Below are 13,495 nucleotides of genomic sequence, written 5' to 3'. Positions count from 1 at the left end.
GTACGCGGGAACGCGCGGGTCAGGCGCACAGCTCTGGGAAGCCTTCCGGTCCAACACCTTCAGGCCTTCCCTACCTGGGGCGACTCCCCCGCTACCGGCCGGCGCGCGGGGCGTGCACCTACTTGTCCGGTAGTTCGCTGAGCACCCGGCGCAGATGGTCGCGGCTCTCCCCCGGGGTGGGCGCGATGACGCTGAGCTTGTTCATCACCGTCATATACACCTCCACCTCATGCTTCTTCTCGAGGTAGTGCGAGGTGGTCAGCTGCTCCATATAGACCATATCCGGCAGCTCGGGCTCCGGGAAGCGCAGGATGCTGAACGAACCGCCCGCGGCGGGATGCCCGCCGACCTCGTAGGGCAGGACCTGGATCTTCACGTTCGGCCGGTCGGACACGGCGATCAGATGTTCGATCTGGCCGCGCAGCACCGCATAACCACCGACCGGGCGGCGCAGTGCGTTCTCGTCCACCACCGCCCACAGCGTCGGAGCCGAGGCCCGGCTGAGGATCTCCTGGCGGCGCATCCGCACCCCCACCCGACGTTCGGTGTCTTCCTCGTTGAACAGTTTGATCACCGAGCGCGCATAGGCTTCGGTCTGCAGCAGGCCGGGAACGAACTGCGCCTCATAGGTGCGGATCGTGGTCGCGGCCTGTTCGAGGCCGATATAGGTTTCGAACCACGGCGGCAGCAGATCGTTGAACGGTTGCCACCAGCCCGGATCGTTGGCCTTCTTCATCAACTCCAGGTAGACGGAAAGCTTCTCCGGATCGTCGACACCGTAGAGCTTCAGCAGATCCAGCAGATCGCGTTCCCGGAACCGGGTGCGGCCCAATTCGAGGCGGCTGATCTTGGCGTGCGAACCGCGGATATGCTCCCCCGCGTCCTCGCGGCTGATACCGCACGCCTCCCGCAGCTGCCGCAGCCGGCTACCGAGCGATATACGCAATACGGTGGGCCCGCGATCGGCTTCCGCCTTATCCGGGAGATCGGAATCGTCCTGCTCGTTAGTCATGATCGCCTCTGGCCAGTTCGTGCTGTGCTGCATCGTACGGCGCCCGCCGCCGACGAACCGCACCGGTCGGCAGGCGATCCTACTCTCAAGTAGGCACTGAATATCGGTAACGCGCCCACACCGGGCGGACCCGGCATCCACGCGGCAACCCATTGCCGCGCCACTCGGATCGAATTCTACAGCGCCGCATATCCGTAGCTTCACGCACGTTTACGCGCGCTATCGGCATTGTTTGCGTAAACTCCCCCACGACACGGCGATCCGGCCTCGCAACCACGAAGACCTGGGGAGATGACATCGATGAGGGCACCGGAAGCGGGTGCGGGTACCGCGGAAGCTGCCCCCAGCCTACCTCCTGCCCGCCCGAATCGCGACAACCGACCGGCCGGTCCGGGCACGCGTTCCCCCGGTGAGCCCACAGGGCGGGGCCGCGGCAACCGCCGGGCGGCCGCATCCGCTCGGCGTCCCCTGCCGGTTCCCGCTCCGGCTATCCCACGGACAACTCCGCGCATACCTGTAAGCCCTTGGGCAGCACCAACTTCCCGTCGCGTCACCGATATGTCCCGGACTGTTCTGCATCGGTGCGGACCGCTAGGCTCGCGCGCAACCGTCCGGGGCCCGGATTCGCCGGGAACCCCGCGGCGTTTCGAGCACGAAGCACTACTTGCACACCGAGAAAATCTGGAGGGTCGTATGTCCGACGAAGTCACCGCCATCGAGATCCGCAAAAAACTGACCGAGGTTCTCACCCATTCCAGTATCGACCTCGCGACTTCCAAAGACGGTGTCAACTGGGCCACCAGCGCGTTCTTCGCCAACCTGGACGAAGACCTGTTCCGCCTCACTCTGATCCTCGAGAACCGCGGCCGCACGCTGGATCAGCTCAGGGCCAACCCCAACGTGGGCGTGAAAGTGGTGCCGGGCGGTATCGCCGATCCGTTCGCGCAGGGCCTCGGCACGGTCACCCTGCGCGACGACAGCGAACGCGATGAGACCTTCCAGGCGTTGCTGCGCAAGGAACCACAGGTCGAACCGTTCTTCGCCTCCCCCGTCACCGCGGTCGTCATCGATATCGACTGGTGGCGGGTCACCCATCTGGGTGGCGGCTGGCTGCCGGGCAAGGTGCTCGAACGCGGCAACGGAGCCTGAGCGCACACACGCTGCCGCGCGGTCTTACCATCACGCTGTCGGATCGATAATGCAGAGAGAGGTTTTCATGGCCGAACCGGCTCCTCGGACGGGGGTTCGCGCACCGGTCGGGGTGGATACCACCCGGCCGAGTATCGCCCGCGTCTACGACTACAGCCTCGGCGGTAAGGACAACTACGACGTCGACCGTGTGGCCTTCGAGCAGGTCCTGGAATTCGCCCCGCGGCAGGGTGATGTCTCCCGGATGAACCGGCGCTGGTTGCACCGGGTGGTCCGGTATCTGGCCGGGCCGGCCGGAATCGACCAGTTCCTCGATATCGGCGCCGGGCTGCCGACCGTGGGCAACACTCATCAGATCGCGCAGCAGGAGAATCCGGAAGCCAAGGTCGTCTACGTCGACAACGATCCGGTGTGCAACGCGCACGGCCGGGTCCTGCTCGAGCAGAACGAGAACACCCATTTCGTCTCCGGCGACGTCCTCGAGGAGCGCACGCTACTGGAGAACAAGAACGTTCTGCAGTATCTCGATCCGGACCGGCCGATGGCGATCATCCTGTGCGGGCTGCTGCATCATCTCGACGATGAACTGGACCCGCCGGGAGTGATGCGCGAATACATCTCCCGGCTTCCGGCCGGATCGTATGTCGCGATCACCAATTTCTGGGATCCGGCCGACGAGAACCCCGACCTCCACGCACTCGCGAAAGAACTCGAGCGGGCCTTCACCGAAATGGGCCTGGGGTCGGGGTGGTACCGCACCCGGGAACAGCAGCTCGAATACTTCGAGGGCCTGGAGCTCATACCGCCGGGGTTCACCGAGCTCGAGGACTGGTGGCCGTCGGGGCCGCCCACCCGGCAGCGGCTGCCGGAGGAACAGGTCGTCATCGGCGGCGTCGGTTACAAATCGGGCGCTCCCGCGGCCCGGCTGCACAGTATCGACGGAGACGGGTAGGCGGGATCCGGGGTCGCCGAGCACGCTGCGGTAGCGTTTTGTCGAATCGGGTTATACAACAATGCTTTTCCGTCGCGTCCGGCCGCATACCGCGGCACAGCGCCCGGGTCCGCCGCGCAACGATGCGAAGTATGTTGCCGCGCACGGTGATCACGATATTGCTCACCTCGCGGCAACGTTCTACGCTGAGTGATCCGACTCACACTTCGTTCGTATTGTTCATTTCGTGCAGAGAGAGGTCGATATGGCCGAGCCGGCTTCCCGGATCCGCCCCCGCAAACCCGTCGGGGTGGACACCACCCGTGCCAGTATCGCCCGCGTCTACGACCACAGCCTCGGCGGCAAGGACAACTACGACGTCGACCGGGCCGCCTACCAGCAGATCCTGGAGGTGGCGCCGCGGCAGGGCGATGTCTCCATCATGAATCGCCGCTGGTTGCATCGCGTGGTCCGGTATCTGGCCGGAACCTCGGGTATCGACCAATTCCTCGATATCGGCGCCGGGTTGCCCACGGTCGCCAATACGCACGAGATCGCACAACAGCTCAACCCCGAGGCCCAAGTGGTCTACGTCGACAACGATCCCGTTTGCAATGCGCACGGCCGGGTCCTGCTCGAACAGAACGAGAACACCCATTTCGTCTCCGCGGACCTCCTCGAGGAGGGCACGCTGCTGGCCGCATCCGATATCACCAAATACCTGGATATGGACCGGCCCCTCGGGCTCATCCTGTGCGGATTGCTGCACCATATCGACGAGCAGTTCGATCCGGTGGGTCTGATGCGCGAATATGTCGAACTCCTGCCCGCGGGCTCCTATCTCGCGATAAGCCATTTCCACGACCCCGGCCCGCGGGAACCCGAACTGCACGCGCTGGCCCGCGAGCTCGAACGGCGCTTCACCGAAAAAGGGCTGGGTTCGGGGTGGTATCGCACCAGCGAGGAAATCCTCGAATACTTCGGTGGTCTCGAACTCGCCGCGCCGGGTCTCGTTCAGCTCGACGATTGGTGGCCCTCCGGTCCGCCGCTGCGGGAGCGGTTCCCGGAGGAGAAGGTCATGGTCGGCGGGATCGCCTACAAACCCTGAGCGCCGGCGCGCCGATCGTCACGCCGGTGTCTCTACACGCCGCGGCGTGTGATTCTCCGGGCGGGCGCATGGGGAGACACCGGCGTGGCTGTCGTCTTTCTCAGGAAAAGTGTCGACCCCGGCGCATACGCAACTCATGCCGCCGATGACGGCGGAGGATACGAAGCGATCCCGGTCGCACAACACGACCGGGATTGAAACACAGTCCGCTCAGCCGTTCCCGGCCACGAAGCTCAGCCGTTCACGGCATGGAACGCCGCGAGCACACCGGCCGGGATACGGCCGCGGGCCGATACCTCGTGACCGTTGCGCTGGGCCCATTCCCGGACCACCCGCGCCGAGGCCGACCGGCCCGGCCGTTCCCGTTTGGTCCGCCCGGCCCGTCCGGCCTTGCGGGCGAACGGGGTCCATTTTCCGAAGACTGCGCGCAATTCCCCCGCGTTGGCTTCGGTCAGGTCGATCTCGTACGTCACTCCCTCGAGTGCGAACACCACCGTTTCCGCTGCGGGTGATTCGCCGTCGAGGTCATCGATCAAGCTGATGACGACCTTGCGCGCCATGGGCCTACTCCTCCGATCCCCGAATACATTGCCACCTATGACATCAACAACCCCGCGGCCGCGCGAAATCCGGGCCTGCCCGCAGCACCGGCACCGCCACCTCTCCCGGGGGATGTGAGCATACCGCCAAGGGCGAATGCTCCGACGCCGGGGCGCAATACGGGCCGGCGGGCTACGGTGACGGGCAGACCAGAGAGGATCGGCCGGATGAACACACACCGCGGGGACGAACCCGAGACCCTGGAGTTCGGACTCCCCCACCTGGCGATGACCGCTCTCGCCTGGGGTGCGCCGGACGGGCGGCTCGCGCTGTGCCTACACGGTTTCCCCGACAGTGCCTGGACCTGGCGCCGGCTCGGCCCCGCGCTCGCCGACCGCGGTTTCCGCGTGATCGCCCCCTTCACCCGGGGGTATGCCCCGACGGCGGTACCGGCCGACGGGGTCTATCACCTCGGCGCTCTCGCCTACGACGCGCTCGCGATCCATCGGGCGTTCGGCGCTCCGGACGATGCCGTGCTGATCGGCCACGACTGGGGAGCGCTGACCGCCAATACGATTGCCGCCGATCCCGATTGCCCGTTCCCGAAGGTTGTTTCGCTCGCCGTGCCGCCGGTGCCCGGTATGCGGCCGCGGCGGGCGGCGACACTGCGGTCGGCGGGGGCGTATCTGCGTCAGCTGCGGTACAGCTGGTACATCCTGTTCAACCAGTTGCCCGGGATTGCCGAACGCGCGCTCGACCGACTGGTCCCCCGGCTGTGGCAGGACTGGTCCCCGGGTTACCCGGCGGCCGACGATATCGCCCATGCGCTCGATGCCATGCCCGCGGGCGCCCACCGGACCGCGGCGCTCTCTTACTATCGCGCGTTCGTGCGGGTGACCGCGAAGGTTCCGGAACCGTATGCCGGACCACACCGGTTCTGGGATCAGGCTCCCCGGGTGCCGATGCTGTATCTGCACGGTTCGGCGGATACGACATTGCATCCGGCATTCACGGCCGGCGTCGCCGATGTTCTGGCCCCAGCGGGCGGGGCCGTCGATATGGTTCCGGGGGCCGGGCATTTCCTGCACCTGGAGCAGCCCGATGCGATCGCCGGACTGATCGGTGATTTCCTCACCGGCGGCTCCGTGCCGCGGAACTGATCGGTTCCGGCGATCGGGTTGCCGTCACCGGGGCCGCCTCGGCCGGCACTCCGGGCATATCGCCCGTGATGCGAACGGGAGCGCGGTTATGTTTCCCATCACAGACGCAATAATCCCGCTTCCGCAACTATCACGGCAGCCCATATCATCGCGCGGTGGCAAGTGAGGCGGACACAAGCACACTGATCGAGCACTTCGTGCTCGCGGTCTGCGATCCAGGACGGTGGAAAGGGGTGGACCGGCTCGCCGAGCTGGATCTCACCCTGGCTCAGGCGCGAGTGTTGTTCAGCGTCGTGCGGCACAGCGAGCCGCAACCGATCCACACCATCGCGGGTGAACTCGGCCTGTCGATGACCGCGGCCGGCCGCAATGTCGACCGGCTGGTACGCCTGGGACTGCTCACCCGGGAGGAAAGCCCGACCGACCGGCGAGTGAAACTGGTCGGCCCTACCGACGAGGGGCGTCAGCTCGCCTGGGACCAGATCGCCATCCACCGCGCGACGATCGACCAGGTGGTACACCGCCTACCCGACCCACTGCGCGCCGACCTCCGCCGGGTCCTCACCGCTGTCCTCGAATCCAGGGCCATACACAACGTCGTGACGTGCCCCCCAGCATCTTCAGGAGATAATTCGTGAACGCAAGTCCAGCCCCCGCGCCCGTCGCGGGGGCCCCGGAGAAGATCGACGCATCGGTGCTGAAACTGGCCGGTGTCGTCGTTCTCGGATCCATCATGTCCATTCTGGACATCACGGTGGTGAACGTCGCCATGCCGACGTTCCAGTCCGAATTCGACGTCGCCAACTACTCGACGGTCGCGTGGACGGTCACCGCCTACACCCTCGCACTGGCCACCGTCATCCCGCTGACCGGCTGGGCGGCCGACCGCTTCGGCACCAAACGCCTGTACATGATGGCGCTGCTGCTGTTCACCGCCGGATCGGTGCTGTGCGCACTGTCCTGGAACATCGGTGCGCTCATCGGCTTCCGGGTGATCCAGGGCCTCGGCGGCGGCATGCTCATGCCGCTCGGTATGACCATCATGACCAAAGCCGCCGGCCCCGAGCGGATGGGCCGCTTGATGGCCATCCTCGGTGTGCCGATGCTGCTGGGCCCGATTCTCGGCCCGATCCTCGGTGGCTGGCTGATCGAGGACGCGTCCTGGCACTGGATCTTCCTGATCAACCTGCCGCTCGGCGCAATCGCCATCGTCTACGCCTGGTTCGCCCTGCCCAAGGACGAGGCGCGGCCCACCGAGAAGTTCGATTTCTTGGGCATGCTGATGCTGTCGCCGGGTCTGGCGCTGTTCCTGTACGGAATCTCGTCCATTCCGGAAGAAGGCACCGTCAACACGCCCAAGGTGTGGGCGACCATGCTGGTCGGCGGCGCGCTCGTGGCCGCGTTCATCGTGTACTCGTTCAAGCCGAAGAATCCGCTGCTGGATCTGCGGCTGTTCCAGAACCGCGATCTGACCGTCGCCACGGTCACCATGTTCCTGTTCTCCGCGTCGTTCTTCGGCGGCCTGCTGCTGATCCCGACCTACTTCCAGCAGGTGCGTGGTGAAAGCGCGCTGATGGCGGGCCTGCTGGTGGCACCGCAGGGCCTGGGTTCGCTGCTCACCATGCCGATCGCGGGCATGCTGGTGGACAAGATTCCGGTGGGCCGGGTCGTCCCGGTCGGCCTGGCGATTCTCACCGCGACCATGTTCGGCCTGACCCAGATCGGCGCCGACAGTTCCTACTTCTACGTTCTCGGCGTGCTGTTCGTCATGGGCCTCGGTATGGGCCTGACGATGATGCCGCTGATGACCGCCGCGCTGCGCACGCTGAAGGAAGCGCAAGTGGCCCGGGGGTCCACGCTGCTCAACATCATTCAGCAGATCGCCAGCTCGGTGGGTGTCGCGGTGATCTCGGTGGTGCTCACCAACCGGATGCAGAGCTCGGAGGCGGTCTCGGCCGGTCAGGCGATGATGGAGGCGCAGAAGACCGGTGCCCAGCCGGACCCCTCGGTGTTGCAGTATCTGGCGAGCCTGGGCGACAAGTTCGAGGCTGTCATGCTCGGCGAGATGGCGGACGCCTACGCGACCAGCTTCTGGGTTGCGTTCGTGCTGTGCGTGGTGACCGTCGTCTTCTCGCTGTTGCTACCGCGTAAGGCGAGTTCGGTGCCGACGACCGGCGAGAACGCTCCGGCGCCGGTGCTGATGCACTGATCCGCCGGTCCCCCGCGCGCCGCCCGCCCGAACTCAGCCGGTTCAGGCGGGCGGTGCCGTATTCCGGAACCATTCGAGGATCTGTGGGAGCGCCGCGCGGACGGTGCCGCCGTGGTCGAGATCGCCGAGTTCGATCAGCTCGGCATCGGCGCCGAGTTCGGATTTCATACAGCGCTGCGCATTCTCGAACGGCACACTGCGGTCACCCGGGGCGGCGTACAACCGGACCGGAACGCCGGCCTGCCAGTCGCAGACCGCATCGCTGTCGGCCATGGCACGCAGGGCGGCACCGGTCGGGTTCAGCGCCAGGGACAAGAATTCCGGGGTGAGCAGTTCCTGCGGTGTCCGCGGGAGGCCCGCCCCGATCCGGAGCATATCGTGGCGGCCGTCGAAGAGTTCCTCGACGCCCTGTGCGTACGGCTCCCGGAATGCTTCTGCGGGCTGGTCGTACAGGTGGTAGATACGATTCATCGCGGTGATCCAGTAGGCGAGGTAGACCACCGCCTGGCGCGGCCCCACCCGCCCGTCCAAGGCCGCCGGAGCCTGGACCTCCTGCACGGCGTACGGTCCGCTCACCGCGGCCACCGCACCGAGACCGAAACCGCTCACCTCACCCTCACGAAGATCCCGGGCGAGGGCGAGGGCGGCCTGCCCGCCCTGGGAGAAGCCGGTGACCAGGACCTCGGGGTGCAGATCACGATCCTGCCGATCGAGCAGCTCGCGGGCCGCGAGCAGGAGATCCGCGGACGCGGTGCCCTCCGACGGCGCGTGCGCGTAGGGGTGCGGTCCCGGCCCCGTGCCCAGACCGAGGTAGTCCGGTGCCACGGCGAGGTAGCCGGCGGCGGCGAACAGGGTTGCCCGGGCGCGGTCCGTTTCACCGTCGGCGGTCGGTGCCTCGTCGCGGCGCACGATCGTGCCGTGCGCGTAGGACACCGCACGCAGGCGCGGATTCTCGGTATCGGGTACCACGACCAATCCGCTGGCGGTGGTGGGGGCACCGTCCGCGGCGACGGTGCGGTATTCGACGGCGTATCGGCGGACACCGCCTGCCTGCGGCAGGGGGTACATCCACTTGTCGAGATAGGCGCTCGTTTCCGAGGCGTTCATCGCCGGCATCGGAGTGACCGACACGATCTCCCCGCGGTTCGCCGGTGCAGCGGCCTGCCCGTCGTCGGAGGCACCGCAGGCGGCGACCGGCAGCACGAGCACAGCAGCCAGCAGCGTCAGCAGAACTCGGCCTGCGTACACCGTTTTACCTCCCGGCGGGTAGATCGACAGTGACGTGGACGCTACCGAAGCGGTACCGGACCGGTCGAGCCGGTGCCGTGCACGCTCGGCGATCACTGTCCGGTATGCCTCGACCGAACCGGCCCTTCCGGCGCGGCATATCCGCGATCTGCCCGAGCCGCGAAACAACGACCGCGCCGAGGGCGATGACCTCTTCGTGGAAGCAGAAGTCATACCGGCGGCCGAACGGCGGGATATGGTGCGGCGCTTGCTCGCACTGTGTCATACCGCCAACGATCTGGTAGCGGCCGCCGAGGCCGGGGCACCCGGTCACGGTGGATCCTCGGCCGTAGTCCTCGAGCATGCGCAACGTATCCAGGCGGTGCTGCGCGATACCGTAGTCGATCTGGTGGCCAATGGGCACGCGCACCGGACGGATGCGGCGTAGCGCCGAACCCAGTGGCGTGCAGGTGTTTCCGTATCCTATTCCCAGTGGTGGGCGCAGAAATACACTGGAATGATGGCCAAACCGACCCCGTGGGGCCGCCGCGCGGGCCCGGACGCCGACGCGGTGCGCTCCTCGTTCGCCGGCACCGCGGGTAGCGCGGCGGCCACGGATCCGACCGCCGACCGGACGCGGCGGTGGAATGAGCGCAGGGCCGCGGCCACCGCGCTGCTGCGCCGGGCCCGCGGGCGTGCCGACGATATCCGTACGGCACCACGGCTGGCCGGTAAGTGGGGCTACGTATTCAGTGCACTCGGGGGCATTGCCGCGTTCATCCTGATGTTCCAGCACTGGATGGTGGCGCACGGACCGGACGGAACGGCCGCGGCGACAGCGTTCGGGCGGATCGATACGACCACCCGCTACCTGGCCGTATGGTCGTCCAAGGGCGCACCGCCCGCCGCCGACCTGACCGGTTCGTGGGCGGTGACCGCGAGTGCCGCGATCGCCGTCTGCCTGGCGGCCGTGGCGATCTACATCGTTACCGATTCACCGCGTTTCGCACGGATCGCCACCGGCGCGTCCGTGCTCACCGCCGTACTGGTCGTGGTGAACCTGTTGTATCTGACGGCCCGGCAGAAGAGCCTCAAGGATATGACGGCGCGGCGCTGGGATCTCGGCGGTCAGATCGGCTCCTGGATCGACTGGGCGTTCAACGACGGCACCAAACCGGTGGCCGGTTTGAATCAGATCGACTACGTGGCCTCGGGTACGGTCACCACGGCCGCGATCACCGCGGTGATCAGCTCTGTGGCAGGAGCGGTGGTGGCGGTCGCGATGGTGCCGCGCCGCACGGACGGGTCGCCGTGGTCGTGGATTCCCTGGCGGATCAGCGTATCCCGGGCGACAACGAGCAATTACGTGGCGGCGGGCGCCGACCGGCCACCGGATCCGGTGCCGGCCGCGGACTCCCCGGCCGCCGAACCGGACAGGGCACGAGTGGTGGAGAACGATCCGCCGGACGACGACCTGCCCCGGACACCGCACCCTTAGGCGCACGACGCACCGCGCCGCCCGGTTCGCGAGGCCGGCAGGGCCCCGATCCCCGCGGACCCCGCCGCGTACCGGCCGCGCAGTGTAGTGTCGCGCGCGTGCCGGATCAGTTGCGGCACAGGCACGGTTCCGAAATACCTATCAGCGGCCCTGTCGGCTCGAGCGATCGCGAGGCATATGTTCCCGAACCAGATGTCCACCGACTACCCTGTCGCCCCCATCCCGGACGAGGCCTACGGCCGGGGCGCGCCGCTACCGGCTCCCCGCGAGCCCGATCTGGTGATCACCGCACTGCTGTGGTTCCTGCTCGCCACGCTGGCCATCGTCTCGGTGGTCATCTCCCCGTGGTTCCTGCTGGCGATGGGCGTCTGCGAAGGGCGTACCGGCTGCAGTACCGATCCGAGTGCGGGGAACTGGATCATCGTGCTGGGTGGCTGCTTCGGTTTCCTGATCGGCGCCGCCACCTCGGTGAACGCGGCACGTAGCGGGCGTGCGCTGTATCCGGGCGCGCTGATCGGGGTGGTATTGGTGCTGGCCGCCTGGTTGGCGGGTTCGCTGCTGATGGGCTGACCCGGGGCGGACCGGCGCGGACCGCCCCGGTCGCGCTCAGGGCTGCGCGGGGGCGAACCGGCGGTCGGTGTAGCGGCGCAGGTTGGCCAGGAACCGGCGGAACGCCATATTCATGAAGGGCGTCGCCGCGAACGCCGTGAACCGCGCGGGACCCGCCAGACTCTGTGCGAGGGTCCAGGTGAGCCGGCATCCCTCGGGTGTCGGCTCGATCCGGTAGTCCTCGGCGAATGCCGCCAGCGCCCCGGTGGAGCAATTGTTGAACCGGAACGCCATCCGGGTATTCGGTTCCCAGACCAGGAATTCCTCGTCACCGACGAGCCCGCCGCGCATATCGACCACCCGGGTCGTCCCCACGCCACGAGGTTCCGGACTGGTCCAGGTGACCTTGGTGATCACGCTCGCCCACTGTGGCCAGGATTCGGCATCGGCCAGTACCTCGAACAACTGCTCGGGGGTGATCGCCAGGTCCACACTGTTACTGCACCGCACCGGCGCGTTCTCGAGGAATTCGAGCCCGACTCGTTCACACGGACGCATAGTGCTCATCGCCGGCCACCGCCGATCCTGTGCTCCGGTCCCCGATTCGCACGGATTTCCATGCGTCTGTTCCTCTCGTCGCTCGGCGCAGCCACGGAAAACCGGCTGCGCACCGATGGTGACACCTGTCCAGTTGTATGTCCAGGTCTCCGGCGTCCCCCCTCCGGCAGAGCCGGCTTGGGACCGGTGGCAGGGAATTCCCGCGCGCACTGGCCCGCGTCACAGAGTTGGGCGGAACCACGCCCGGCAGACCGCCGGCCGCAATAACTTCCGGCGATGCGTCACCCACGCCGCACGCACCGGATCCTGCTCGTCCTCGTGGCCACGCTCGCTCTCGTACCGGTCGCGGTCTCCCCCGGTTCCGCCGCGCCCGGTAATCCCTCCCCGGCCGCACCCGGCCCCCCGGGGCAACCGGGAACGCCGGAAACCCCGATAACCGGTAGCCGGGCACTCGGTGGGCGCGCGGTCGAGCTGGCCGTGTATTCGGCCGCGATGGGCCGTGAGATCCCGGTACGGGTGTTACCGGCCAGGGATCCGGCGGCGCCGGCCCCGGTGTTGTACCTACTGAACGGGATCACCGGCGGCGGCGACGGGGGCAACTGGTTCGACCGCACCGATCTGACCGAATTCTTCGGCTCCGAACAGGTCACCGTCGTCAATCCGATCGGCGGCGCCGGCAGCTATTACACCGACTGGCGTGCCGACGACCCCGTCCTGGGCCGCCAGCGCTGGACCACATTCCTCACCACGGAACTGCCCCCGTTGATCGACGCCACCTACCGCGGCAGCGGCGCCAACGCACTCGCCGGGGTCTCGATGGCCGCGGCGTCGGTGTTCCAGCTCGCCCTCGCCGCACCGGGCCGGTACCGTGCGCTCGGCGCCTACAGCGGCTGTGTCCGAACCAGCGATCCGCAGGGGCGCGCGGTGGTCGAGATGGTGGTGCGCGGCAACGGGGGCAATCCGCTCAACATGTGGGGCCCGCCGCAGGATCCCGCGTGGTCGGACAACGATCCGTTCCTGCATGCCGAAGAGTTACGTGGACTCAGCGTGTATATCTCCGCCGGAACCGGCATGCCCGGCGCTCTCGACACCATGGAGGGCCCGGGGATTCGGCGTAATCCGGGCAAGCTGGTCGACCAGCTGTTGATCGGCGGCGCCCTGGAGACCGTCGCGGCGGGATGTACGGCCCGGCTGGGTGAACGCCTGCACGAGCTGGGCATCCCGGCGACGGTGGCGCTACGACCCGACGGTACGCATTCCTGGGGCTACTGGCAGCGGGAGCTGCACGCTTCGTGGCCGCTGTTCGCTGCGGCGTTGCGCGCGTGAACGCAACCTTACTGGGCTACTTCACAATTCGTCCGGTGACCGCTTGTGTGGTGACGGAAGGTTGTCCGGAAGCTGTTCCAGTCACTCGAAGCACATCGGTAGCGTCGGCCCCAATGCCGTAGCGGCACCGGATATTTTGCGAACATTTGGCACTTCTGCCGGACTTTCATCGCAACTGATGTTTCCGGCGGCGTCGGCAGCGAATACCGCAGCTCACCCGGATCCGGG

Annotated in this window: 14 protein-coding genes; 10 read left to right on the top strand and 4 right to left on the bottom strand. The window is 67.2% G+C overall.

Translation table 11 applies throughout. The features are described from left to right. Positions 1–118 precede the first annotated feature (118 nt). Positions 119–1,012 (bottom strand): helix-turn-helix domain-containing protein, encoded by an 894-nt coding sequence (locus ACFWPH_RS17555; RefSeq protein WP_378752161.1) that lies wholly within the window; start codon positions 1,010–1,012, stop codon positions 119–121. 693 nt (positions 1,013–1,705) lie between these two features. On the opposite strand from ACFWPH_RS17555, the gene ACFWPH_RS17550 reads away from it, so the two are divergent. The 3 genes from ACFWPH_RS17550 to ACFWPH_RS17540 all read left to right on the top strand — a co-directional run bounded on the left by ACFWPH_RS17550 (position 1,706) and on the right by ACFWPH_RS17540 (position 4,200). Further along, on the top strand, positions 1,706–2,161 hold the full coding sequence (locus ACFWPH_RS17550) for a hypothetical protein (protein ID WP_378752159.1): 456 nt from the start codon (positions 1,706–1,708) through the stop codon (positions 2,159–2,161). A gap of 49 nt (positions 2,162–2,210) precedes the next feature. Beyond that, positions 2,211–3,113: an SAM-dependent methyltransferase gene (locus ACFWPH_RS17545; RefSeq protein ID WP_378752157.1), complete on the top strand. Its 903-nt coding sequence runs from the start codon at positions 2,211–2,213 to the stop codon at positions 3,111–3,113. 226 nt (positions 3,114–3,339) lie between these two features. After that, positions 3,340–4,200, top strand: a complete 861-nt coding sequence (locus ACFWPH_RS17540) for an SAM-dependent methyltransferase (protein ID WP_378752155.1) — start codon at positions 3,340–3,342, stop codon at positions 4,198–4,200. A gap of 233 nt (positions 4,201–4,433) precedes the next feature. Here ACFWPH_RS17540 and ACFWPH_RS17535 read toward each other — a convergent pair whose 3' ends face one another. Then, positions 4,434–4,760: an Lsr2 family protein gene (locus ACFWPH_RS17535; RefSeq protein WP_280418064.1), complete on the bottom strand. Its 327-nt coding sequence runs from the start codon at positions 4,758–4,760 to the stop codon at positions 4,434–4,436. A 207-nt stretch (positions 4,761–4,967) separates the two neighbouring features. Here ACFWPH_RS17535 and ACFWPH_RS17530 point away from each other — a divergent pair, with 207 nt between their 5' ends. The 3 genes from ACFWPH_RS17530 to ACFWPH_RS17520 all read left to right on the top strand — a co-directional run bounded on the left by ACFWPH_RS17530 (position 4,968) and on the right by ACFWPH_RS17520 (position 8,109). Further along, on the top strand, positions 4,968–5,900 hold the full coding sequence (locus ACFWPH_RS17530) for an alpha/beta fold hydrolase (protein ID WP_378752153.1): 933 nt from the start codon (positions 4,968–4,970) through the stop codon (positions 5,898–5,900). Between the two features lie 155 nt (positions 5,901–6,055). Then, a complete protein-coding gene (locus ACFWPH_RS17525) occupies positions 6,056–6,538 on the top strand; it encodes a MarR family winged helix-turn-helix transcriptional regulator (RefSeq protein WP_378752151.1) in 483 nt (160 codons plus the stop codon). Next, positions 6,535–8,109 carry a DHA2 family efflux MFS transporter permease subunit gene (locus tag ACFWPH_RS17520; RefSeq protein ID WP_378752149.1) on the top strand — a complete coding sequence of 525 codons (1,575 nt, stop codon included), beginning with the start codon at positions 6,535–6,537 and terminating at the stop codon, positions 8,107–8,109. Before ACFWPH_RS17525 ends, ACFWPH_RS17520 begins: the two co-directional genes overlap by 4 nt. A gap of 42 nt (positions 8,110–8,151) precedes the next feature. Here ACFWPH_RS17520 and ACFWPH_RS17515 read toward each other — a convergent pair whose 3' ends face one another. Next, on the bottom strand, positions 8,152–9,357 hold the full coding sequence (locus tag ACFWPH_RS17515; protein ID WP_378752147.1) for an alpha/beta hydrolase family protein: 1,206 nt from the start codon (positions 9,355–9,357) through the stop codon (positions 8,152–8,154). A gap of 34 nt (positions 9,358–9,391) precedes the next feature. Between ACFWPH_RS17515 and ACFWPH_RS17510 the strand changes: the two genes are divergently transcribed. The 3 genes from ACFWPH_RS17510 (at position 9,392) to ACFWPH_RS17500 (ending at position 11,404) form a co-directional block, all read left to right on the top strand. After that, a complete protein-coding gene (locus ACFWPH_RS17510) occupies positions 9,392–9,784 on the top strand; it encodes a hypothetical protein (protein WP_378752145.1) in 393 nt (130 codons plus the stop codon). 72 nt (positions 9,785–9,856) lie between these two features. Further along, entirely contained in the window at positions 9,857–10,834 is a 978-nt protein-coding gene (locus tag ACFWPH_RS17505) for a hypothetical protein (protein ID WP_378752143.1), read from the top strand. 192 nt (positions 10,835–11,026) lie between these two features. After that, positions 11,027–11,404 (top strand): hypothetical protein, encoded by a 378-nt coding sequence (locus tag ACFWPH_RS17500; protein WP_378752141.1) that lies wholly within the window; start codon positions 11,027–11,029, stop codon positions 11,402–11,404. Between the two features lie 36 nt (positions 11,405–11,440). Here the strand turns inward: ACFWPH_RS17500 and ACFWPH_RS17495 are convergent, their stop codons facing one another. Beyond that, complete coding sequence (locus ACFWPH_RS17495) at positions 11,441–11,941, bottom strand: SRPBCC family protein (protein WP_378752660.1); 501 nt, start codon at positions 11,939–11,941, stop codon at positions 11,441–11,443. A 276-nt stretch (positions 11,942–12,217) separates the two neighbouring features. Here ACFWPH_RS17495 and ACFWPH_RS17490 point away from each other — a divergent pair, with 276 nt between their 5' ends. After that, positions 12,218–13,267: an alpha/beta hydrolase gene (locus tag ACFWPH_RS17490; RefSeq protein WP_378752139.1), complete on the top strand. Its 1,050-nt coding sequence runs from the start codon at positions 12,218–12,220 to the stop codon at positions 13,265–13,267. Positions 13,268–13,495: the final 228 nt, after the last annotated feature.

Source organism: Nocardia sp. NPDC058499 (assembly GCF_042719915.1).
Lineage (GTDB): Bacteria > Actinomycetota > Actinomycetes > Mycobacteriales > Mycobacteriaceae > Nocardia.
This window is presented reverse-complemented; position numbering and strand designations above follow the sequence as displayed.

Coding starts and splice junctions, on each gene's coding strand:
- ACFWPH_RS17555 (WP_378752161.1), bottom strand. CDS start 1,012: ATGACTAACGAGCAGGACGATTCCGATCTCCCGGATAAGGCGGAAGCC.
- ACFWPH_RS17550 (WP_378752159.1), top strand. CDS start 1,706: ATGTCCGACGAAGTCACCGCCATCGAGATCCGCAAAAAACTGACCGAG.
- ACFWPH_RS17545 (WP_378752157.1), top strand. CDS start 2,211: ATGCAGAGAGAGGTTTTCATGGCCGAACCGGCTCCTCGGACGGGGGTT.
- ACFWPH_RS17535 (WP_280418064.1), bottom strand. CDS start 4,760: ATGGCGCGCAAGGTCGTCATCAGCTTGATCGATGACCTCGACGGCGAA.
- ACFWPH_RS17530 (WP_378752153.1), top strand. CDS start 4,968: ATGAACACACACCGCGGGGACGAACCCGAGACCCTGGAGTTCGGACTC.
- ACFWPH_RS17505 (WP_378752143.1), top strand. CDS start 9,857: ATGGCCAAACCGACCCCGTGGGGCCGCCGCGCGGGCCCGGACGCCGAC.
- ACFWPH_RS17500 (WP_378752141.1), top strand. CDS start 11,027: ATGTCCACCGACTACCCTGTCGCCCCCATCCCGGACGAGGCCTACGGC.
- ACFWPH_RS17495 (WP_378752660.1), bottom strand. CDS start 11,941: ATGCGTCCGTGTGAACGAGTCGGGCTCGAATTCCTCGAGAACGCGCCG.
- ACFWPH_RS17490 (WP_378752139.1), top strand. CDS start 12,218: ATGCGTCACCCACGCCGCACGCACCGGATCCTGCTCGTCCTCGTGGCC.